The sequence below is a fragment of the Tamlana sp. I1 genome, assembly GCF_015355625.1.
Lineage (GTDB): Bacteria > Bacteroidota > Bacteroidia > Flavobacteriales > Flavobacteriaceae > Pseudotamlana.
In genome coordinates this window covers 1-24177 of sequence record NZ_JACLAF010000025.1, presented here as the reverse complement: position 1 = coordinate 24177, position 24177 = coordinate 1, and the positions used below count along the sequence as shown (strand labels likewise).

At 30.1% G+C, this 24177-nt stretch carries 23 protein-coding genes; all 23 read right to left on the bottom strand.

What is annotated here, in order from left to right; all coding sequences use genetic code 11:
• Positions 1-673: 673 nt before the first annotated feature.
• Complete coding sequence (locus tag H6X70_RS16540; protein ID WP_194768802.1) at positions 674-1831, bottom strand: RNA-binding domain-containing protein; 1158 nt, start codon at positions 1829-1831, stop codon at positions 674-676.
• Positions 1819-4449 carry a TrlF family AAA-like ATPase gene (locus H6X70_RS16535; protein ID WP_194768801.1) on the bottom strand — a complete coding sequence of 877 codons (2631 nt, stop codon included), beginning with the start codon at positions 4447-4449 and terminating at the stop codon, positions 1819-1821. Before H6X70_RS16535 ends, H6X70_RS16540 begins: the two co-directional genes overlap by 13 nt.
• 4 nt (positions 4450-4453) lie before the next feature.
• Positions 4454-4714: a helix-turn-helix transcriptional regulator gene (locus H6X70_RS16530; RefSeq protein WP_317171482.1), complete on the bottom strand. Its 261-nt coding sequence runs from the start codon at positions 4712-4714 to the stop codon at positions 4454-4456.
• A 324-nt stretch (positions 4715-5038) separates the two neighbouring features.
• Positions 5039-5362 carry a type II toxin-antitoxin system PemK/MazF family toxin gene (locus H6X70_RS16525; protein ID WP_067145652.1) on the bottom strand — a complete coding sequence of 108 codons (324 nt, stop codon included), beginning with the start codon at positions 5360-5362 and terminating at the stop codon, positions 5039-5041.
• Positions 5353-5598 carry an AbrB/MazE/SpoVT family DNA-binding domain-containing protein gene (locus H6X70_RS16520; RefSeq protein WP_102996766.1) on the bottom strand — a complete coding sequence of 82 codons (246 nt, stop codon included), beginning with the start codon at positions 5596-5598 and terminating at the stop codon, positions 5353-5355. Before H6X70_RS16520 ends, H6X70_RS16525 begins: the two co-directional genes overlap by 10 nt.
• Before the next feature lie 764 nt (positions 5599-6362).
• Positions 6363-6950 (bottom strand): hypothetical protein, encoded by a 588-nt coding sequence (locus tag H6X70_RS16515; protein WP_194768800.1) that lies wholly within the window; start codon positions 6948-6950, stop codon positions 6363-6365.
• Positions 6951-7081: 131 nt separating this feature from the next.
• Positions 7082-7747 carry a hypothetical protein gene (locus tag H6X70_RS16510; RefSeq protein WP_194768799.1) on the bottom strand — a complete coding sequence of 222 codons (666 nt, stop codon included), beginning with the start codon at positions 7745-7747 and terminating at the stop codon, positions 7082-7084.
• Positions 7748-7918: 171 nt separating this feature from the next.
• The gene (locus H6X70_RS16505) at positions 7919-8836 is read right to left on the bottom strand and encodes a hypothetical protein (RefSeq protein WP_194768798.1); all 918 of its coding nucleotides are present in this window, start codon (positions 8834-8836) and stop codon (positions 7919-7921) included.
• 163 nt (positions 8837-8999) lie between these two features.
• Positions 9000-10004 carry a hypothetical protein gene (locus H6X70_RS16500; RefSeq protein WP_194768797.1) on the bottom strand — a complete coding sequence of 335 codons (1005 nt, stop codon included), beginning with the start codon at positions 10002-10004 and terminating at the stop codon, positions 9000-9002.
• 180 nt (positions 10005-10184) lie between these two features.
• Entirely contained in the window at positions 10185-11006 is an 822-nt protein-coding gene (locus H6X70_RS16495; protein ID WP_194768796.1) for a hypothetical protein, read from the bottom strand.
• 137 nt (positions 11007-11143) lie between these two features.
• Positions 11144-11683 (bottom strand): GNAT family N-acetyltransferase, encoded by a 540-nt coding sequence (locus tag H6X70_RS16490; protein ID WP_228530406.1) that lies wholly within the window; start codon positions 11681-11683, stop codon positions 11144-11146.
• Positions 11684-13736: 2053 nt separating this feature from the next.
• The gene (locus tag H6X70_RS16480; protein WP_194768793.1) at positions 13737-14234 is read right to left on the bottom strand and encodes a hypothetical protein; all 498 of its coding nucleotides are present in this window, start codon (positions 14232-14234) and stop codon (positions 13737-13739) included.
• A gap of 146 nt (positions 14235-14380) precedes the next feature.
• On the bottom strand, positions 14381-14533 hold the full coding sequence (locus tag H6X70_RS16475) for a hypothetical protein (RefSeq protein ID WP_194768792.1): 153 nt from the start codon (positions 14531-14533) through the stop codon (positions 14381-14383).
• Complete coding sequence (locus tag H6X70_RS16470) at positions 14517-15104, bottom strand: zeta toxin family protein (RefSeq protein ID WP_194768791.1); 588 nt, start codon at positions 15102-15104, stop codon at positions 14517-14519. The genes H6X70_RS16475 and H6X70_RS16470 overlap by 17 nt, the downstream gene beginning before the upstream one ends.
• Positions 15105-15310: 206 nt before the next feature.
• Positions 15311-15568, bottom strand: coding sequence for a Txe/YoeB family addiction module toxin (locus H6X70_RS16465; protein ID WP_102088350.1), 258 nt, complete (start codon positions 15566-15568; stop codon positions 15311-15313).
• A 1-nt stretch (position 15569) separates the two neighbouring features.
• Positions 15570-15824: a type II toxin-antitoxin system Phd/YefM family antitoxin gene (locus tag H6X70_RS16460; protein ID WP_194768790.1), complete on the bottom strand. Its 255-nt coding sequence runs from the start codon at positions 15822-15824 to the stop codon at positions 15570-15572.
• A 210-nt stretch (positions 15825-16034) separates the two neighbouring features.
• On the bottom strand, positions 16035-16610 hold the full coding sequence (locus H6X70_RS16455) for a hypothetical protein (protein ID WP_194768789.1): 576 nt from the start codon (positions 16608-16610) through the stop codon (positions 16035-16037).
• Between the two features lie 146 nt (positions 16611-16756).
• Positions 16757-17257, bottom strand: a complete 501-nt coding sequence (locus H6X70_RS16450) for a hypothetical protein (RefSeq protein ID WP_194768788.1) — start codon at positions 17255-17257, stop codon at positions 16757-16759.
• Between the two features lie 1307 nt (positions 17258-18564).
• Complete coding sequence (locus tag H6X70_RS16445) at positions 18565-19410, bottom strand: restriction endonuclease (RefSeq protein ID WP_194768787.1); 846 nt, start codon at positions 19408-19410, stop codon at positions 18565-18567.
• Between the two features lie 128 nt (positions 19411-19538).
• Positions 19539-20870: a hypothetical protein gene (locus tag H6X70_RS16440; protein WP_194768786.1), complete on the bottom strand. Its 1332-nt coding sequence runs from the start codon at positions 20868-20870 to the stop codon at positions 19539-19541.
• 132 nt (positions 20871-21002) lie between these two features.
• On the bottom strand, positions 21003-21749 hold the full coding sequence (locus H6X70_RS16435) for a DUF4184 family protein (RefSeq protein ID WP_194768785.1): 747 nt from the start codon (positions 21747-21749) through the stop codon (positions 21003-21005).
• Positions 21750-21915: 166 nt separating this feature from the next.
• Entirely contained in the window at positions 21916-22527 is a 612-nt protein-coding gene (locus H6X70_RS16430) for a TIR domain-containing protein (RefSeq protein WP_194768784.1), read from the bottom strand.
• Between the two features lie 2 nt (positions 22528-22529).
• Entirely contained in the window at positions 22530-23972 is a 1443-nt protein-coding gene (locus H6X70_RS16425) for an SIR2 family protein (protein WP_194768783.1), read from the bottom strand.
• Positions 23973-24177 lie beyond the last annotated feature (205 nt).

Genomic DNA, 24177 nt, shown 5'->3' with positions numbered 1-24177 from the left:
GTTCGAGAGTAAGAGTAAGTCCAACCTCTTATTTCATTTATAAAGTCAGATCCATATTTCGGCAAAAATTGGTTTGCGGAAATGCCTTTAATCAAATTCCGAATTGTTTTTTTATCCGAATTTATTTGGAATATATTTCCGCTTTCAGACTTTAGAATCACAATATTTTTTTCAGAATCAATTTCAATGATAATATGAGGTTTCCAGTTTATCCAGTCAGTTTTATTAATTCCTAAATCTTTGAATACTTTCCTCTCTGCTTGATTCCAAGTTGTACCGCTTCCTAATAGCGTTCTAAAAATATGTCGAGTAGTTTTATCAAATGTTTTACAACGGTTTTGTGTATGAAACGTAGCGTATAAATAAACGCTAACTTTTCGGATTTAGCACTAGCCGAATTTTTTATTTTTATGTTTAATTTTCTTTTATAAACATAACCAAATAAAAAATTTGGCGTACTTTGTAAATATACAAAAACCTCTCGGAAAACCTATGATAGCTATGTTTTATACACGTTGTTGTGCATAGTGCTTTTCACGTTCTTCTTGGTTTTCCGATGTTTCTTATTTAGTTCGGAAGTGAGCGTTGGCAAGGCATACTCTTTTGCAATTTTTGGCTTTTTAGCGTTGGCTGATGTGAATTGCAAATGTGTATGGCTTTTAGCATTGGCTTTTTATTCTGTTCGTTTTATTATTGATATAAATACTTCTCTATCAACATCATTTATTAATTCCAAATCTGGTGAATTCTCAATTGCTCTAGGTATTCCACTTCCGACACCTACAAACGGAAGAATATATCTAGCATTTGTAAATAATATTGGATTTCGAGGAATAGAAGTTCCAATTTTAATATTATCGATAGTCAGAGTATTTGGAAGTTTTCCTGGACTTATTATTTCTATTCTATTATCAAATATGAATACTTTAATACTTGATAGAATAAAGTAGTCTCTATGTATTAAGGCATTGACGAGTAATTCCTCAATTGTTTGGATTGGAATTTCTAATTCAGATTGAGTATTAAATCCTTCTTTTATTTGTTTCTTTTTTAAATTTCGAGTTATAAATGAAAGTGTTTTTTCATATAATTCCTTTAAATTCCCTGTGAATGGTTCTTCCTTGTCTCGATATTCCTTTGAGCTTATATCATTACCAACAAATGAAACACATTGTACGGTAAAAGTTGGTCTAAATTGTTGAGGATTTTTACCAAATAAAACTAAACCTCCTAAGCTGAGTTTACCTTCTTTAATCATTCCTAAATTAGTAAGAACAGCAGAAGTTGATTGACCTAGTTCCTCAATAGTTTTCTTCGTTTTAGAAACTATAAATTCTTGAAAAAAGTTTTCGTCTATGTCGTTTACAGTTGTACCATTTACTAATGTTTCATCGGCGAAAAGATTTCCACTACTTTGAAGTAGGCGGGCAATTTCTTCCTTTGCTATTACTTTTCTTTTATCGGAACCATTCTTTACCCAAATTATTCCATTGTTGTCCATATGAGGTTTGCTAGTTCCTTCTGCGATATGTGCAACAACTACGTTTTGTTCTTCTAACTTTACGGTTTCTGTATAAATATAAATCGGTGCCTTAACATTATTCGAAGCTGAGTTTGCTAAAAGTTCATTCGTTGATTGTAGTTCCTCAAAAGAAAGTCCGTTAATATCTCCTGTTTTATCATCTACTCCAATGATTAATAAACCTCCTTTTGTATTTGAAAACGCAACCATTTCAGCACCGATTGAATTTGCATTATTCACTCTAACTTTAAATTGAACCTTGCTCGATTCGCCCATCTGGATTAAATCCAATAATTCTAATGCGTCCATAATTCGTAAATTCTTTTTCTATTGTTAAATGCTTCTTTACCACCTTCCATTATGTTTACTATTTCTTTTCTGATTGTTTCATCATCAATACTTCCAAGATTTGTCTCTATAATGTTAGAGTCGTATCTACAAGAAACAACCTGTTCGCAGTCTCCAAGAACAGGAATATTAGGATTATGTGTGGCAAAAATGAATTGAGAAGTATTTTTTAATTCTTTCAATACTTTAATAACATCATTATAAATAGTTTGATTATCTAAATCATCTTCCGGTTGGTCAATAATTATTAAATCACTTTCTCTTAGCGTTAATAAAAATATTATTAGAGCGGAAGCTCTTTGCCCTAAAGAATGTTCGTTCAAAGACCTATTACGATAAATAATTTCAAATTTATCAGGTATTCGATATGTCAAAAAGGCTTCGATATTTGAATTGAAATACTCTCTAAAAGTATGAAGTTGGGTATCCGTAAGACTTGATGAAATAACGCTATTTGAGTTGTTCAAATCTTCATAAACTGCGATTAAATCATTGTAACTATCAACTATGTTTTGGATTTTAATATCCGATAAATTACTACCTCTAAGATTCTCTTTTAAATATGATTTAAAATCTTGTTTGTTGCCTTTAAACTCTACAGCAATTTTGATTGAATCTTGGTCATCATTAACCTTTTTTATTTCTTCTTGGACAATTTCAAATTCATTGTGCCAGAGTTTTTGTAATGAAACTAGCGTTTGCTTTAATTTAGTTTCTAGTTCTTTTTTCTTTTTTGAAAGCTTTTCTAATTCAGATAATTGTGCTTTTGACAAATCAAGTTCCTTAGTATACTTAACGTAGTCATCAGCTTGAATATTAGGTAGGTTTATATCACGTTTTATTTTGGAAAACTCTTCTTTAAGTTCATTATATTTTAGCTGGAATTCTTTGTCATATTTACCGAATTCCAAACGTTTATCAATAAGTTTACCCAAGACATCATTTAAACCATCAAATATCTTTTCAAATTCGATTAATGATTGAATAATTTTTTCTACATCAGTAGTATTCTCCTTTGACACATATTTTTTGTAGCTATCGAAGGAATCATTTTCTTTGATAAATTCATCTAAGGCATCAATAATCTGAACTTCAAAATCATCAATTCTTTTAATAAAGTTTACATCTTTCTCAAAACTAATTTGTTTTTCAAGTTTCTTATCAATTTGATTATCTTTAAAAACTTGGATTTTAATTTTTAATTCAGCCTGTTTAGCCTCAATATCTGCTTTTCTAGCGACTTTTGAATCAATTTTTTTGAGTTCATTGATAATCCTTAAAATATCTTGATTTTTTTCTTCAACTTCTCTCTTTTTGTTCAGTAGGCGGTCGCCAATCAATTTGCTAATTAAATATTCAGTTGATAAAGAATCTCCTATTTGAGAAAGGTCTTTTTGACCAAAGTATATTGGTTTTCTTACAATTGCATTTGGTTTCAGTCCAAGCTGAAGCTCTCCATCTTTATATATGTTAGTTCTATCGCCAAGAATTTTTTCAGCAACATATTCTTTTCCTTGGTCATCAATCAATACTGAAGTGATTTTCCCACCGCTTCCTAATAAAGCGTTTACTAGATTCGTTTTATATTCAAAATCAACATTTTGATGATTAGTTAAATCAATATCTAATGAATATCTAATGGCTTCTAAAATTGAAGATTTACCACTTCCTCTTATACCAATCAAATTATTCATAGAATGGTTTAGATGAAGTGTTGAGCCATCCAATTTTCCTCCTTTAAAACTTATTGATTTAACATATCCATTAATTGGCTCTTTGGTTTCTGTTGCTTGTCTATGATTTTGGTCTAATAAGGCATACTTAATTGCTTCAAAATTAAAAGCTCCAATTTTTAAATAGGTTTTTTGCGTAACATTATTTACTGAGTTGCCTGTTCCAATTTCTTCAATATTTTTAGCATCTGAACCTTCTACAAAAGCTGGTAAGTCATTCTCAAGCCAAAGGTTGAGTTTGTCAATTATGTCTCTAGTCCTTACTTTTTGAAACCCAAGTACTGCCTTACGAAATATTGGTTGCTTACCCAATTCAGTTATACGTCCTCCATTTAGTTCTTTATAAAATCCGCTTCCTGACTCGATATGAGCCATTATAATGAAATAATCTTTCTCGAAAGCATCAAGCTTTTTTATGGTTTCAATTAAGTTGTCATTTGAACGACCATTTTCATTTTCAAAATTTTGTTTTCCTGCAAATGTTTGCGTTATAAAATGGTTGATATAATCATTACCGTTTTCTAGCCACTCTAAAGGATTAAAAACTACAAGGCAATGAATTCCATTCGCTCCATCATTTACCGACAACTCAACTCCTGGTAATAAATATATCTCTTGCTTTTTTGACTTTTTTGCAAGTGCTTTATATTCGTTCAAGTCAAATTTATTATGATTTGTGATTGCAGCGATACCAATATTTTCTTGACTTAGTTTCTTGACATATTCAGAAACAAAAGAATTTTCTTCTCCACGATAAACAAATTCTTTATCCGCTTTTGTGTGTAAATGAAAGTCGGCTCTAAGCCAAGTGCTACCGTTTTTAAAAATTTCAAAGTCTTTTTCCATTTTACTAATCGTCTTTTGTTGATACCAATAATTCTCTAACGTCAACATCCAAAATTTGAGAAATCTCGGTCAATACTTGAATACTAGGTTGAGAGTTGTTATTACAATAGTTTGTAACTACTACATAGCTTTTTCCGATTTTTTCAGCGAGCCAAGTTTGTGTTCGACCTTGTTCTTTTAAAATCTTTTTTATTCTATTCATTGATTCTATCTCTTTACATTTTGCCTGTAAGGCACAAAGATACATTAAATTATCTTTTTGCAATATAAAAATATATTGAATAATAATATGTTGTTGTAGGGGAAGAAACAGCTCTTTTATTTTTTTAGCGTTGGAATTAGTGTTGGAAAAAAAAATAAATGTGCTGTTTGAGCGTTGGCTTTTTTAGTTCAAATCTTGAAGTTTAGCACAATTTCTGCATTATGCACAACGGTCTCGTGTATGATTTGTGGCGTTATTAAGCACGGAATTTAACAAATATAAACCGAATAGAATATTCCGCAGGAATATTCATAAGTAGGCTCGAACTAGCCATTAATTATACACCTTGTTGCCATTAGTACTTTCTTTTTTGTTCAAAATTTAGATTTAATCTACAAAAGTTTCTCTAATAATATCTTTACAATTCTGTATTTCAGATTTCGATAATTGGTCAAAGGTTTTTAATATACGAGATTTGTCAATTGTCCTAATTTGGTCGATTGCAATCATTCCTTTTTTGCCGCTGTGTTTTACTTTTATTCTGGTCGGATAATTTTTCAAGTTCGTTGTCATTGGTGCAACTACGATTGTTCTTAAAAACTTATTAATTTCATTTGGCGAAATAATGACACAAGGTCTTGTTTTTTTAATTTCACTACCAATTGTTGGGTCAAGATTTACGAGTACGATAGAATACTGTTCTAATTCCATTCCTCAAAATTTTCGTCCTCAAAAACATCATTGAATAATAATCGGTCGTCATTATTCTCACGCATTTCTTGAAAAGCTTTTTCCCAGTTTTTTCTCGGACTACTAATTGGTTTAAGGATTATTTGTCCTTTTTCCAAAATCATCTCAACTTTGTCTTTTATGTTATACTTTTCTAAAATAGTCTTACTTAAACGTAGACCTTTAGAATTTCCGATTTTTATAATTGCTGTTTCCATAACATTTCATTTGTAATTACAAAGTTAGTACAAACTATTCAATTCGCAAAGTTTTTTCAGTATTAATGGCAACGGTCTCGTGTATGATTTGTGGCGTGATTCAGCAACGAATTTAGTAAATAAAAACCGAATAGAATATTCCGCAGGAATATTCGTAAGTAGGCTTGAACTAGCCATTAATTATACACATTGTTGTGCTTTCGTTGCTTTTTTATCCGCAATATTCAGCTATTGTTAATATCCGAAAACTTCAAATTTAAGTTTGATAATATTAAAATGCAGAAATTTTCTTTTTGCGTTTTGCTATAACCCCAATCCCCTTTTCACGCTTCTACTTTCTTTTTAAGTCCGCAATATTTGTTAAATAATATTTCATTTAAAAACTTTTAATAAAATCCGAAAAATTGTGTTTTAATTGAGTTATCCTTTTTCCGCAACATTATTTTTCGTTTCTATAAATCTCAAAAGTGAAAAATCCACAATATTTCTCAATTGAATCTATAAACAATATAACTTGTTGAATATCTCCGTAAACTTGCTAAAAGTCAGAAGCTGTTTTGTGATATTTTAATGTCAAAATCCCTATAATGTTTGGATTCATTTTTTCCGCGTCTGAGTGAGCTCAGCAATGAAGCACAACGGTTTTGTGTATGATTAGTGGCGTGTTTAAGTACCTAATTTAGCAAATTCAAACCGATTAGAAAATCCGCGAGGATTTTCGTAAGTAGGCGAGAACTAGCCATTAATTATACACGTTGTTGCCATTAGTTTTTATTCAGTTTTATTGTCAAAAATTCAGTCGAATCAGTTTCAATTCCGTTTGAGTAAATTGGAATCAGATTTTTGTTTTTAATCATATATTTTTTCGCTCTTTTCCCCCATCTTTTTTCTTTTATTTCCTCGTCCAAAAGAATAATGCTATCTTTTATTTGGTAAATTCCTCTGTCAATTGTTGTCCATTCGTAATCTCTTGTCCGTAACATATATTTTCCGTCTTTCATTAGTTTTAATTCAGTTCCGAAAGTATCTTTTGCAATAAATTCAGGCTCTTTGTCAAAAAAGTCTTTAGGAAACCAAAACGAGCTAATAGCTATAAAAGTGGAAATCAAAAGTATTGTCAAAATGATTTTCGATTCTCTAACTTCAATTCCTTTCTTAATATTTTTTCCTTGTTTTATTAAGGTGTAAATAAAAACTATAATTCCGGAAATTAGAAAAAACAAATATTTAAAAAATGCAACTAATCCTCCAAAAGAACCTTCAGTTCTTAATTCCGATTTTAGAACCAAAAAAAGAATAACTCCAATTGGAATAAATGCTTTAAATATTGATTTGTAGTTCGTTTTTCTCAAATTAATGGCAACGTGTTTGTGTATGATTTGTGGCGTGATTAAGCACCGAATTTAGCAAATAAAAACCGAATAGAATATTCCGCAGGAATATTCGTAAGTAAGCAGAAACTAGCCATTAATTATACACGTTGTTAGCTGACGTTTTTTATTTCAATTTTTCTTGGTGTCCAATTTCCCTTTTCAGATTTTTTCCAAGTTCTCCAATGTTTATCAGATGTCTTAAATGGTAAATTAGACTTTAATTCTTTTAAAAATTCCAGTTCATATTTTTCCATTTTCTCAAATGGTAATGCAAACCAAACAGAAATTGTTGATTTTTTCGATAACATTAAATAGATTCGTGAGTTTTTAATTCTAAAATCCAGTTCAGGTATTAGTTCTTGATTTGGCAAAATTTGATTTGTCTTTGGGTCTTTAAAATGAAAATTCCAAGTAAAATTCAGAGATATTGGTCCAGCAGGATTTTTGGGTAATTCATTATTCAATTCAAGCGTTTCAAATCCGTTTTCAATATCCTTTCCGGTTAGGTCCCAAGTCCAAGTTCTTAACCAACCATCATTTCTTGTTTTTGGAATTCCAAATTTCAAGGTCAGTTTCGGCAATAATTTCAAAGCAGAGTATTCCTTTTTTTCTGACTCGTATAAAGTCAAGTCGATTGATTTTGGTTGAGTTTTGTCAGCGAATAAATTCAAAAAATCCAATGTTTGTTCATAAGTCACTTTTTGGGATTTTCTACTCACGCTATGAGCTCCTCCTGAGTTAATTGATAATCCTTCGTATGAAATAAATTGATTCATTTTATTATTATGCGGATTTTTTTCTTAAATGACAGCTAACGGTCTCGTGTATGATTTGTGGCGTGTTTCAGCACCGAATTTAGTAAATAAAAACTGAATAAAAAATCAACAAGGTTTTTCATAAGTAAACGAAAACTAGCCATGAATTATACACGTTGTTGTGCGTAGGCTTTATTCTAATTTTCCGTTTTTTACTTTAATACTTTTTAATAGACTTATCCAATATTTTCCATCAGAAGCAGGTTTATCATTTTCAATTACCAAATCTCCAGTTGAAAATTCTTTCGGGTTTCTACACCAAATTTCAATATTATGTTTTTTATAGTTTGTCTCGCTAAAAATTATAAAGAATTTGGAGGAAATTCGGTTATTTTGTATTTCTATACCAATATTAAAACCAATTTTATATTTACCATTTTTTATTGGAAATTTGGAATCAACAATTTCGTCCTCGATATTAATAGTTTTACATTTTTGTTTTACAATAATGTCGTTATCAAATAATTTATAATTAAACTTAAATAGAATATTCTTAATAATTCCATCTTGTAATTCATAGAAATTAGCATTAGTTTCTATAGAATTTAAGTCAGTTAATTTTTGATTTATCAGAACGGAATTTCCTAACGAAATAATTTGTTGATTTGGGTTCATTAAAATTTCCGCATTAGTTTTGTCTGCTAATTGTATCTGTTTAATATTTAAATCCTGTTTCTTTGATGTTTCTATAAATTTAAGAAATTGATCAGGTGTAAATTTTGTTTCATCATAAAATGCATAGAAATCGGATTCATTAGAACCTTTTTTTAAGAGCAAGATATCTTTATAAATAAAATTCTGATTTAGGAGTATTTTAATTTTCTCATATTCAAGAATTAAGTTTCCTTGATTTAGGTATTCATATCGACCATCAATTATATTGCCATTAATAGATATTATTAATTCTCCATTATTTCTAAAAAACCATTTTTCGCTAAAGTTGTTGTCATTTATCCTAATCCAAAATTTTTCTTGTAAAAGGGCAATATTACTTAATTTATCATCAAATGATTTTAGTTTTGTAAATAAAAATTTCAGATATTCAAACATATAAATATTCTATTTTTCAGGATGTTCATTCAGCTTACGCACAACGGTTTCGTGTATGATTTGTGGCGTGTTTAAGCAACTAATTTAGCAAATAAAAACCGAATAGAAAATCCGCGAGGATTTTCGTAAGTAAGCGAGAACGAGCCATTAATTATACACGTTGTTAGGGTGCGTTATTTTTATATTCATATCCGATTTTTTTCAACCAATCAAGTAAAAATTCCCATTGAGGTTCGACCCATTGTGAAGTCAAATGATAATTTCCACAAAAAATTTCCCTTGCATAATATCTTGTTCTTCCGTATTCGTCTTTTATTGGTCTGTTTTGGTTTTTTAAAACTTCATAATTCGAGTTGAAAATCCGTTTTGAATATTCCGGTTTTTGCAATTCATTTATTTCACTTTCTGACAAAAGGTTTAGTTCAAATGCTCTTCTAAAACTATGTTGTGCAAATTGCCCTATTTTCATTCCGTTTAATTCTCTTTTTTTACTCGAAATTCTCGGAACAACAGATTTGGTTATTATTTCGGTCGATTCTGCTTTTCGATTATCAAGTTTCATTAATTTAATTGCTCTTGAAAACAGTTCAGTCGTGTCATGTTCTTCGTCTATATTCTCCAAAAGTGAATCTACGATGTCGGAATAGAATTGTTCGTTTGAGATAAAGTCAATTGTAATATTCTCATCGTTAATTACTTCTTTTGCTTTTATCATTAAATCTTCGATTATAACTTTTGTTGCAGGATTTACTTTTGGTGTAATGAAATATGAATTAAATTTTTCGTTTTCATCGAAGTAGGACTGCATTATAAAAATAGTTCTAAATATCTTTTTTATAATTCTAAATGCAGTTTCTGTTTTACTTCCATAATTTAATCCAGCAGAGTGAAAAGCAACATCAATTCCGTAAACTGTTTCTTCGGCTGTATTTATTCCCAAAACATCAATTTCAGCCTGTTTAATTAATTGGTCGAAAGAACTGTTTTTAAAAATTCCGCTAAAATATTCTGAAGTAGAAATTTTTTGAAATAATTCTCTTGCTCTTTCAGTTTCGTATTCCGTTACAATCCATTTTCCGCTCGTTCTCCAATTAGTTTGGACAATTCGACAACCTTCGGAATGTTTTAAATAACTATAAATTAATGATTCGGCAATCTCTATTTTCATCTATAATTTTCTGGTTTTGACCGATGTTCGTTTTAATGCACCCTAACGGTCTCGTGTATGATTAGTGGCGTGATTTAGCACCGAATTTAGCAAATAAAAACCGAATAGAATATTCTGCAGGAATATTCGTAAGCAAGCTCGAACTAGCCATTAATTATACACATTGTTAGGGTACGTTTTTTATTCTCTATATTTTATTTTTCTCGTCTTAACCATCTTTGTTTTTTTCTTTTTCAACTTTCCGCTTTCAGTTTGAATATGGCTATATCTTTTTTTTGAAATCCAATCTCCTTTTTTGTCATACTTATATTCAATTGTGTAACAAACATTATCATTGTCGTTCCAATTTCTTTTGTAAAATATTAAATCTCCTTGTTCATTATATTTATCCGAAGTCTTTTGTTTTTTCTCTCCAGAATGACTTATAGCTCTATTGTTAGAATTAACCAGCTCGTTTCTATTGTTATATTGATTAATGACGACGACGTTATTTTCTAAATCGTAATTTGCAGTTTCATAACCAATTAAACTACCATTTCCATTAAAGTTCTCAAGTTTAATTAAGTTTTTTTCTTTGTCCAAGAAGTATTGAGCGATATTCGAAATTTGTTTTTGAGAATTATAATCTATCTGAACAAAATTGCCAATTGAATCATATTTATATTCAGTGTGTTTTGTTTGATATCCAATTATGTTTATCCATCTTTTGTTATCAAGTCTCACTCGTCTTTGCAAACTGTCATACTTATACATATTTAGCCAAATCAATTTATTTTTATCATCGAACCTTTTTAGGCTTGTCAATTGCATTGACTTATTGAAATCCTTATGCTCAATTTCCGTTTTAATTCCATCTGAATTATAAAAACTCGTTGTTTCAATAATTTGAGCAAAATTTGCATTCTTTTCGTATTTGGTAGCATTGCTGTTATAACTTGCTATTGACTGTGAAAAGGTCAGTTGTGATAGAAGGAAAGCAGCTATTAAAATTGTTAATCTCATTGCTGTTCACTTGGTTTCTGTAAATGTACCCTAACGGTCTCGGCTATGAGTAGTTGCGTGGTTTAGCGGTTAACTTAGCAAGTACACACCAAACTGAAAATCCGCGAGGATTTTCAGAAGTAGGCGAGAACAAGCAATTACTTATAGCCATTGTTAGCTGCTGGCTTTTTTAATTTATATATAATGTTATTTTCGTTGTCTTTATCCTTTTTCCCACTTACAAGCTCAAATCCATTTCTTTGAAGTAATCTTTTAGAGCTCTCATTTTTGTAATGCGTGTATGCTTCTATTGATTCCAAGTTTAGTTTTTCAAATCCAAATTCGATTATGCTATTTAATGATTCATTCATAATCCCTTTGCCTTGATACTTTGGCCTTAAATCAAATCCTATCTCAGCAGTTTTTCTGTCTTCTGAAAAATTCCACAAACAAATACTACCTAGCATTATATCTGTGTTTTTTTCTGTTATTTTCCAATAAATAGAATTTCTATTATTAAATTCAGTGTTGATTTTTTTTATAAAATCGAGGGCTTTTTCTTTTGTTTCCGCACTCGATCTATTCACAAATTCATTCACCTTTTTATCAGAACGTAAGAAAGAAATCATTTCCCAGTCAGATTTTTTTAGACTTATCAATGAAATTCGTTCAGTTTGTATTTCAGGAAAATTATTCATTGTCATTTTTTTAGATTGCGTACTTAGCAATTTTTGATATTCTATGAGGGATTGCAGCTAACGGTTTCGTGTATGATTTGTGGCGTGATTCAGCACCAAATTTAGTTAATAAAAACGGAATAGAAAATCCGCAAGGGTTTTCGTAAGCAAACTGGAACAAGCCATGAATTATACACGTTGTTCTACGCAGTTTTTTTTATTTTTTTATTTAAATTTCAGTTGTAATTAATAATGATATTTATCTTAAATTTTTAATAATATCTGCTTTTCTATCCGCAATATTCGTCCGCAACGTTATGCCATAAAATCATTAAACCAAAACTTTGGATTTCAAAAATGGTTATCGTTATAAACTAAATTTAGGAAAACTTTTTAAAGCAATTTATCCGCAATATTTAGCGGTTCTGTTTTTAAGCTAAAACTTTTCGCAAAGCTCAATTTTCGATGTAAAAAAATGAATTTTGGAAAATCTTTAAATTCAGCATTTTCCGTACGTTTTGAAAATCCGTTTGAGTGGTAAATTCCGCGTAAATTTATGAAAATCAGTTGTTTTTAAAATCAGTTTTGTTAATCTTAAAAATCGAAAAAATCTAAATGAAGCATCAAATAATGTTGATTTGGCAAATTGCGTAGAACGGTCTCGTGTATGATTTGTGGCGTGATTCAGCACCAAATTTAATAAATAAAAACGAATAGAATATTCCGCAGGAATATTCGTAAGTAAGCTGGAACTAGCCATGAATTATACACGTTGTTAGCGTGCGTTTTTTTATCATCTTCCCTCCTATTTTTTTATTTTTCAGTTCTTTATAATATTTAAAATCAATCATTTTCTCAACGACATCTTTAATTTCAAAATTAAGATAAAATTCCGCAGCGTTGCTTTTCTGCGTTATGTTTTTCCGCAATACTAAATTTTCATTTTCTTAAAATCTCAAAAGTAAAATTCCGTAATATTTCTCATTAAATTCCTAAATTTTAAATCTTTATAAAATCCGCAACCTTGCTTATATTTTGCTTTCTGCAATGTTTCTCAATTGAAAATATAAACAATATAAATTGTTGAAAATTTCCGCAAACTTGCTTAAAAGTCAGAAGTGTTTTAGTCAGAGTTTGAGTGATAAAATCAGCGTAATATTCAGCTTTTTAATCCGCGTTTGAGTGAGTTCAAAATGCTCGCTAACGGTTTTGTGTATGATTTGTGGCGTGATTCTGCACCAAATTTAGTAAATAAAAACGAATAGAATATTCCGCAGGAATATTCATAAGTAAGCAGAAACTAGCCATGAATTATACACGTTGTTGTAAAACGTTTTTTTTATTCAGTTTTCTAAATCCTACTCAATAAAATTCCGACAATTAAAATGATCAGAGTAGAAATAAGAAATGGTTTTCTTGATTTATAAACATCCGAAATTAAATTCCAACAATATAAATAAATGAAAACAGGAAATAAAAAACCTAAATACGCAAAGTCTTTTTCAATTGTCAAATCCACGCCTGCAAAAAACCAAAATAATCTTAATAGAAAAAATAATGTTCCAAATAATATCCACATTGTATTAGTTTGAGCCATTCTCAATCTTATATTTTTCTTTCTGTTATACGCAAAAGGTTTGCTCATCCACAAATAAGTTGTGAAACAAAATGAAAACCCGACTGAAGCGAAACCGATTAAAGTCAGATAGTAAATTGAAAATTCATAAGTATAGAAATTTAACCAGCTCAAGTCCGTGATAATTTCTCCAACATTGCACATTTTTATTAATACTCGAAATAATGAATTAAAAATTAAGCTAAATCCGATTCCGATTGTAATTCCGCTATAAAATTGGAACTTTCCAATTTCGTTTATCGTGAAGTCAGATTTGAGTTTTTTCAATTCAGCGTATTGTTTGGTCAAATGTTTTACAACGGTCTCGTATAACCGTCAGTTACGGGTTTAAAGTTACTGTTTTTCGGTTAAGCACAGACGTTAGCAATTCCGAGTGGATTCGGACGTAGTCGAATCCGCCGTAATTGCGGTTATACATTGTTGTACAACGTATTTTATTTATTCTTTTAATAAAGATTCCATTTTATTATTAAAAACAGAAGTTATTTCTTCCCATTTTAAATCAACTTCGTCAATCGTACAATCGCCTCCTAAATGAACAATAACAACTTTTTTATCAGCAATATTTTCAATTCCAACTCCATGAACTGGCGCATATCCACCAGAGTTTTTCAGTAACACATAGTTGTCAGATTTAAAAAGTTCAGTTGCTATTATTTCAATCCGCTTTTTTAATCCAACAGTTTCTTTTTCAGTCAGTTTTAATGTTTTGCTATTTACAAACGGCATTATGCAAGATGCAATAGTATTTAAATCAGATTCAAGTTTTTTTGTCAGAGCAATTTTCTCTAAATCTTTAACTGGTAGATTAAGAACATAAGAAACTTGTTCATCAGCACCTTTTACTTCATTCAATTCGTCAAGAAGTTTGTTTTCTTGAGCCGATATCATCGAAGATAAACTCAATAAAATCAGTATGAATATCGTTTTTCTCATATGTTGTACAACGGTCTCGGCTATGAGTAGTTGCGTGGGTTAGGACTTAACTTTGCAAGTACACACCAAACTGAAAATCCGAGAGGATTTTCAGAAGTAGGCGAGAACAAGCAATTACTTATAGCCATTGTTGTGCATAGTGCTTTTTATTCGGGTTTTATTTTTACTATTTTCCCGTCTTGCATTATTACAAGTTCACTATTTTTTTCTTTCTTAAATTCGATTAATCTTTCGTAAACCTTTTCAAGTCCTTTAACCACTTTATCTTTAAGCTCTATTTGTTTATCTTTTTTTGTCATAATATGCTTTTAATAAATTAAATTTTTCCGAATCGAGATTTGTTATTTCTTCATTCCCAAATTTTTGAGCGATGAGATTATGTTTTCCATAAGAGTTATCGAAAATTAGTGCTATATCGACTATTTCTAGATAAATCTCGAATAGGTTTTTTATGCCTTTTATATATCTTCTCTCAATTACGTCTTTAGGAATATTGTGTCCGCCTTCCTTTACTCTTATTTCTACACGTTCTTTAGCTAGGTCTATGTTCTCTAACCAAAAGAATAGTAATGTCACGGAATAACCTTGTTTTTTAGCTTGAAGAATTTTGTTTTTATAACTTCTTGTTGATAATGTAGTTTCGAAAGCGAAACTTTCATTTTCATCTAGGAGTTCATTAATTCTATTGAGCATAATTCTTCCAGCTTCAAAAGATACTTTTTCAGGTTGGAAAGGTGAAAGTCCTTTAGCAATTTCATCAGCGTTTACGAATTCTTTACATTCAATAATTTCGGGTAAAATTGTAAATGAAGCGGTTGTTTTTCCCGCTCCGTTGCATCCTGCAATAATGTAAAGGTTTTTATCTTTCATATCTATACAAAATTAGTCATTTTTTCTATAGTTGAAAGGTGATGGTGGTTTTTTCTGCATTATGCACAACGGTCTCGTGTATGATTTGTGGCGTGATTCTGCACCAAATTTAGTAAATAAAAACGAATAGAATATTCCGCAGGAATATTCGTAAGTAAGCTGGAACAAGCCATGAATTATACACGTTGTTGCCAGCAGTACTTTTTTCAGTCATAATGAAATCTACATTTCGCAATTAATATTTCTCCTTCTCTATATTGGTAAATCAGTCTATGTTCGCTATCAATTCGTCTTGACCAAAATCCTGCGTATTTATGTTTTAGAGGTTCAGGTTTTCCAATTCCATCAAAAGGGTTTCTAGCGATATCTTTCAGAAGTTCATTTATTTTCTTCAACTTCTTCTTGTCTGTTTTTTGCCAATACAAATAATCCTCCCAAGACTCGTCAACGAATATATACTTCATTTTAACCTTCGATTAGGTCTTTGCTAAAAGTAGTTCCGTTTTTTAGCTTGTTAATTGCAGAATCTAACCTTAACTCATTCTTTCGTGAGGAAAGTTCGTGATTTGTAGCCATTAAAGAATTGTATTCTTGCAATGACATAACCACAATTCCAGAATCTTTTCCACGATTTATTATCAAAGTCTCAAAGTTCTTCACAACTCTGTCCAAGTAGCTTTTAATATCTTTTCTGAAATCAGAAACAGTTGTTATTTGCATAATATTGTGTTTTATTAAGTACAAATATATGTACAAAATATGATTTACGCAATTTTTTTTTGTATTGCTGGCAACGTGTTTGGCTATGGTTTCGTTGCGTGAAAATCCGCGAGGATTTTCCGCCGTAAACCGAAGATAGCAAATTTGCGAGGACTTTCCGAGAGGAAAGTCAGAAGCAATGAATTATAGCCGTTGTTAGCTACAGTGCTTTTAATTAAAAAATATTTTTCCATTTAATGGCGTCCAATTTTCAATTCGCTGTAATTCAAATATTTTATCGCTAGTCAAATCTATTTTATATTTAAACGGTATTTCTTTGATAATCCCGAAAAGTAATTTGTCGCCTCTCATACAAGTTGTATCTATGTGTAATTCAGTAGGTTCAAAAGTCAATTCGTATTTTAATTCACCATTTTCATCATAAATTTTCCAGAGTCCAGAACGATAATAATAAAATGAGCGACATTGTCCACTCGTACAACAACTGATATAAGAACCTAACTTATAATTCCCCTCCATTTTTAGAGTTCCATATTCAGAGTATTCTTTCCAATATCCTACTTTTAAGTTACTCACTCCGTATTTACTTATCGCTACAGCTCCTTTACCCAATAAAATCCCATCTTTTTTTAATTCAACTATTGTATCTTTTTCAGGAATACCGTCAATTAAAACTCCATAAAGTTTATTATTTGAAATGTTAGGAAATGTATCTTCTTGTCCATTTATTATCTGAAACTGAAACAAAATTACTATTATGATAATTGCGATTCTCATTTCCTGCATTGTAGCTAACGGTTTTGTGTATGATTAGTGGCGTGTTTAAGCAACTAATTTAGCAAATAAAAACCGAATAGAAAATCCGCGAGGATTTTCGTAAGCAAGCTCGAACTAGCCATTAATTATACACTGTGTTGTGTATAGTGCTTTTTTTATTCTATCCAACTCGTTTTATATACTTTTGATATTTCTCCATTCTCAAAAAAGAATAAATAAGCCATTCCATTTGCGCCTTCTTTTCCGACTCGGTTTGTTGTTACGTTAATCAGCAAATTATCATTGTCCAATTTAGATAATTCCGCATTAGGTTTTCTTTTCTTTTTTACACAATCTAATTCCAATTCGGAAATTTTGCGTTTGGTGTTTTCCAGTTTTTTATAAATCGGATAAGTTTTGGTTTTATCTAAATCAAATATCTTTTCTTTTTCAACACCTAATTGATAAGCAACATATTCTGATGAAAACATATCATAATTCCATCCGTTTCCAATTTTGGAATCAAATCTAAAATTCCGAGTTTTTAATTCCTTATCAGCTTTAAGGTATTTAATCGCTGATTTAATTTGTCTGCACAGTTGTCCGTCAGAAATTTTCTCCGAATTTTGTCCATAAACCGAAGTCGCTAACAATAAAAGAAGTATTATTTTTTTCATTCGAGACGGTTTTTCCGCATTATACACAACGGTTTCGTGTATGATTTGTGGCGTGATTCAGCACCAAATTTAGTTAATAAAAACGGAATAGAAAATCCGCAAGGGTTTTCGTAAGCAAACTGGAACAAGCCATGAATTATACACGTTGTTCTACGCAGTTTTTTTTATTTATTATTTAAATTTCAGTTGTAATTAATAATGATATTTATCTTAAATTTTTAATAATATCTGCTTTTCTATCCGCAATATTCGTCCGCAACGTTATGCCATAAAATCATTAAACCAAAACTTTGGATTTCAAAAATGGTTATCGTCAAAAACTGAATTTAGGAGAACCTTTTAAAGCAATTTTTCCGCAACATTTAGCGGTTCTGTTTTTAAGCTAAAACTTTTCGTGAAGCTCAATTTTCGATGCAAAAAAATGAATTTTGGAAAATCTTTAAATTCAGCATTTTCCATACGTTTTGAAAATCCGTTTGAGTGATAAATTCCGCGTAAATTTATGAAAATCAGTTGTTTTTAAAATCAGTTTTGTTAATCTTAAAAATCAAAAAACTCTAAATGAAGCATCAAATAATGTTGATTTGGCAAATTGCGTAGAACGGTTTTGTATAAGATTAGTTGCGTTGTTTAAGCAACTAATTTAGTAAATAAAAACCGAATAGAATATTCCGCAGGAATATTCGTAAGTAAGCTTGAACTAGCCATTAATTATACACATTGTTGTGCTTTCGTTGCTTTTTTATCCGCAATATTCAGCTATTATTAATATCCGAAAACTTTGAATTTAAGTTCTGATAATATTGAAATGCAGAAATTTTATTTTTGCGTTTTTACTATAATCCCACTCCCCTTTTCACGCTTCTACTTTCTTTTTAAGTCCGCAATATTTGTCAAATAATATTTCATTTAAAAACATTGAATAAAATCCGAAAAATTGTGTTTTAATTGAGCTTTCTTTTATTTCCGCAACATTATTTTTCGTTTCCATAAATCTCAAAAGTGAAAAATCCACAATATTTCTCAATTTAATCTATAAACAATATAACTTGTTAAAAATATCCGCAAACTTGCTAAAAGTCAGAAGTTGTTTGTGATAATTTTAATCTCAAAAAACGAATAATATTTGGATTCATTTTTTCCGCGTCTGAGTGAGCTCAGCAATGAAGCACAACGGTCTTGTGTATGATTTGTGGCGTGATTCTGCACCAAATTTAGTTAATAAAAACGGAATAGAAAATCCGCAAGGGTTTTCGTAAGTAGGCGAGAACTAGCCATTAATTATACACGTTGTTAGCCACTGGCTTTTATATTTCATTTTCGTAATTAGTATATTCAGTTGAATTGATATTCTCATGTGCAAAATCATAAATAGATTGCTTTGTATAGCTTCCATTTTCTAAAAAATCACTTCTCCAAAATTTAATATCTTCTCTCAAATATTTGAAGTCTAATTTTAAGAACTTTTCTAATTCATTCCGATTTACATTCGAATGATATATTCGCTTTGTATTATCCTTATTTGCTGGAATTCTAATAGTAAGCATTTCCAAATCTGTGAAATCTCTAAATAGACGAGCGCTTTCCTTGATAATCTTTTTAAAGGCATAATACTCTGTATTTGCAAAACCCTCTTTAAAAGTAACAATTCTCCTATTATAATCTGATTTACTTAAATCGAAATAACCAGAATTCTCTCTTGCTCTTTTGAAAAATTCATATTTCGATAGTTCAAGATTTCTTATTTTCTGGTTTACGAAATAGTCATAAGTCAACTTGATTTTTTCTAATTCGTCAAATTCGATAATATCAAGCCTTAAATTCCGAACATTGGCTCTGTTTTTTGCTGATGAACTAAATCCATTGTTAGTAATTATTAATCCAAAATTCGCTTTAGTGTCTTCTAGCATTCCAAGAAAACTCTCAATGATTTTTACGTCAATATTTTTAGAGAAATGCTTACAGTCAATTATTCCTAGAATTTTATTTCCGCCAATATTTCCCCGTATTGAAATGTCAATTTGTCTATCTATTCTGCTATGTTTTCCGAAAATTCTATCGTCAAATTCAAATTCACAATCAGTAAAAACAGAAGTTAATTCTTGATGAATTAGTCTTTCATATTTTCTCCAAGTTTTATCTTCTATCGGCATTTTTTTTCAGCTTGTGGCTAACGGTCTCGTGTATGATTAGTGGCGTGTTTAAGCACCTAATTTAGTAAATACAAACTAAATAGAAAATCCGCGTGGATTTTCGTAAGTAGGCTCGAACTAGCCATTAATTATACACCGTGTTGTGTGGCGTTTTTTAAATCGTCTTTTAAGCCCAAGTTTGCTAATATTAATCGTAAAGTTATTTTTCTTAAACAGACAATTTGAGATTTTAATTCCTTTTCTTTAATAGAACTCACACTTCCATGCGTTAACTTATCACGCGTTTTTTTCAATTTACCGAAAGTATAACCGAAATCTGTTGGTTTGATGTTGTTCAAGTTAAGAGTTTCCTCTAATGGACTTTTCAAAGGCTTAATCTCGATTTTATTAATTAGCCCGTTCCATTTGTCTTTTAACAATTCTTTCTCTTGTTCGTTTTCTAAAGTTTGAGAAATTAAATTAAAAGCTTTATTAAAAGTATCCTCTTTCGATTCTTTAAATTCAAATTTTTCGACTTCTTGTTTGATATTGAAAATCTCTATTATATTAAATAGAAGTAAGAAAGATGCATTTAAATCAACCTCCCTAGAGTGTAGGTAATTATCTATTGCTTTATCAAATTGTGGCTCTTTTTTTAAATAATTTGGGAACCAATCTGTTTTAAGGATTTTTTGAATGTTATAATTTTTATCTAGTTCGTAGAAAATTACAGAAAAGTCAGAAATAAATGTTTTGTTATTTGGTGAAGTATCTCTAAAAATAAATAGTTGTCCTTCTGTTCTATAAGTGAGTTTTTCGCAAACAATACGAATACCGAAACAAAATGATAAAAAACTGCATATTATTTGAATTGTTCTTTTTGTTTTTTCAAAATCCTGTTCAATAAATTTGTAGTTAATGGATGGTATTTTCTTAACGGTAAATTCTTCACTACCTCTAATTTCATTATTAGTAAATTCGAGTTCAGGCCTAAAGGTTATTGTATTTGCTTCATAATAATCCGACATTCCATTCATTCTTGAAATTGAGAACTTATTTTTGTCTTTGAAATTAGTGAAAAATGAGTAAAAAGTATTTACCACTTTTAACCCATTTTTATTTAAGAAAGCTTTACCCTCGTTTATAAATTCTTTATGATTATTCGGTAATATTAAGGCTATTTTACTTACATAAATAGTGAAATAAGAATTCTGTAGGTTACTTTGAATTGATGTTGTTTTGTAAATTTTACTTTCGTTAAAAAAAAGATCAACTTCCGATTCAATTATCTCAAAATTATCTTCAAATAGTCCGTGTGAACCTTTTGACATCATAAAATCTCTGTCTATTTCTGAACCAGGTTCATTATCTATTATTTGAAAGTACATTTCTTTATCGGAAACGTAAAGATGTGAGTGAAATATTTCGGATGAAATTACACTGTTTTTGAATTTTAAATTAATGCAGTAATATTCTTTCACTCAAGATTGTTTTTCTAATGACACACAACGGTCTCGTGTATGATTAGTGGCGTGATTTAGTACCGAATTTAACAAATATAAACCGAATAGAATATTCCGCAGGAATATTCGTAAGCAAGCTCAAACTAGCCATTAATTATACACCTTGTTGCCAACAGTTATTTTATTTAATATTATAGGTGTTAAAATCAAACTTAAAACTCCAGCCGAAATTGCAGTTACAATTACATTTCCATATTGTTTAATTTCAAGTCCACAATTAAGTCTAATTAAGATAATTGTAAAGGATAAGCCTATTAAAATTAACCAATATTTTAAATTGATCTTAGTATTCATGCTTTTTTCTCTGGGTAACTTATAAATGGCCACAGCAATTATTAGTCCTCCAATTAAGGTGCTTGAATGCTGTAGAATTTTTAAAATAGGTGTCGATTTACCCAAAATATCAATTGTGTTTGATAATTCAGGAATTTTTTGAACGAAATATCCTTTTTCGTGAGTAAAACTATCCCAAAAAATATGCGAAATCGCTCCAATTAAAATTGAAATTATAATTATCAGCCAGTTTTTTTTGAAGGTATTGTTCCAATTTAACTGCTTAAAACACCAAAATCTGGATTTTAGAAAAACTGGCAAATTATCAAATAAACAATTGCGAACAATATTATGGAAAATGAAAGTAAGTAAAATTCCTAAAGTTAAGTCAAACCAAAAAAGTCCACCTATTGTGTGACTATAATTGCTTGTAATTCTCATTCTCAAAAAGTATTCAAAATCGGGTGTTAGGCTGCCAATTATTAACCCGGTTAAAGAAATCCATTTTTTTGGCAGATAATTCAGCGGTAAAATTATAGCTGGATGAGAAAAAGTAAATGGCATTTATTCCTATTCGTTTTGTTTAATTGTTGGCAACGGTCTGGTATATGAAAAGTAGCGGATTTATGCACTAACTTTTCGGTTTATAACTAACCTTAATTTTATTATTTATCTTTTGTTTAAGCACCAAAACCGCTATTTTTTATATACGTTGTTGGCAGTAGTACTTCTATCTTTTCTTTGTTAGTTTGAAATCTCCAGTCGCTTTACTTTTGTCATAAGCATTTTCAATAAATTTTGTCGGGTCTTTTAAAAATTCATCTTCCTCAATCAAAGACATATATGACCCTTTTAACCAATCATATGATTTACAAGTACTGCAAGAATATTTATCGTCAGTTGTGTTATTAAACCTATTCCCATTGATTATTTCATACATTTTTGTTTTGTCTGTATAGCGAGAAGTACAACCATCTTCTTTTGAATTATGTGAAACTAACCAATCGTAAGTACCATTAACTTTCATTATAACACCGACCAAACCATTTGTCCTAGATGTTGTTGATTGTCTTTTATATTCCTTCAAAGAGTATTCAATTTCCCAATCAACCCATTTACTTTGTTTAAGATTTGGTGAAATAATTACAATGGTCACAGATGTGCCAAAAATCATATCTTTTAGTCCATTTTTAATTTTATCAATAGTTTCTCCCGTCATATCAGGTGATTCAGCCGTTTCTCCTTGATAGTAACTAGCGTCTGCACCTAGTTTTTCAATTATTTCATCTCTTAAATCTTGTGCCTCGCTATACTTATAAGCGATAAAAGTTTCTCTTGCCATAATTATTTTTTCAAAGTCTTTAATAACGTCTTAATTATCTTGAGAGCTTGACTGAATGTTGTTTTTTCATCTGCTAACTCTTCAAGAACAGGCATTATTAAATTTGGGTTTTCATAATATTTTTCAGGTTCTTTCGCAATAATATTGAATATGGTTTCAGATGCAGATTTTGTCAAACCAATAGGGATACAAATACATCCATTCTTATGTGCAATTTCAAATTCGCTAATAACACCATTTGCTTCCACTATTTTATCTTCAACTAGTTTGTTTCCAAAAACAAAGAAAGAAATACCACATTGAGAAATCATTTTTTCTCTATAATCAGCCCATAATTCTTTTAAGTTTTTTGAGCCAGTTTCAAATTGCGGAAATGGCTTTAATATTAGTTGGCTTTCAGAGTATTTATTTGGATTACTATGAATTGATTCCAATGCACCATTTATAACTGAACTACCAATTCCCCAACCAAAGCCATTAACAATTCTAAAATCATTTTCAATGATTAATTTTGATAAGTTGTGTACAAATCCAATAGCATTATTTTTACTATGTGGTTCGTACGTTTCAGCACTTCCTGAAATAAAAATTGTTCGCTTTTTATACCTGTTTTCTATTTCTTTTAAAACATCTGTAATATCGCTGTATTTGTCAATAAGTAAAGATTTTATACCATATCGCTTTAAATCATTAATAGTAAGCGATTGTCTTCTATTGTTATAATCTAAAGTAGCTTGGTCTGGGTTTAAAGAGTCTCCTAATTCGTGTTTTTTAACAAAACAATAGTGTTGTCTTTTGTCTTTACTGAATCTGAAATTCAATCGACTTAAAACATAATCAAGATTTGGGTCGGTAAAACTAAAGCCTATAAACAAAAATGTTCTTGTTGTTAATTCGCCACTTAAAGCATTTATGAATGGTTCGTGCGTTTGATGGTATTGTTCATATTCTTGCTTGGTTAAAATAGCTTGGTCAGGATGATTAACATCTCCATGCATTTTATAGATTACCAAATCTCTTTTTGGCTTTGTAGTCAATAATTGATTGTTTCTGTATTTCACATCAACAACTTTATTTTCTTTTAAATATGTTTTTTCGATTAGCTCATCATAATTAGTGGTCCACACAGAAGAGACAGGTAACCGAGCAATAATTCTATGATTTTCTGTTTCTTCTGTATCTTCAGTAAACTCTTCTAGTATTTTTCTATTGAGTTTTGAACGAGTTAGATTTTCATTTACGTGATATTGAGCAATCGAAACGAGGTCTTTTTCTTGATTTATATCCAAGCCTAAATCTTGAGCAATTTCACTCATTAAATCTGACCAATTGACAAACCCAGCTGGAATAGAAAGTCCAGCACCTGCAAAAATGGAAGCAGTTCCTTCATTTAAATCCTTTACATAATCATTTATAAATACTTCTATTTCGTTACTAAATTTCATTTCAGGTTGTTGTTTTTCGTATTACTGCCAACGTGTTTGTATATGGTTTGTTGCGTGGTTTAAGCACCTAATTTAGATAATAAAAACCGAATAGAAAATCCGCGAGGATTTTCGTAAGTAGGCTAGAACTAGCAATAAATTATATACGGTGTTGTAAAACGTTTTTATATTGTCTTTTCTATTAGTTTTTTTATAAAAAATTCAG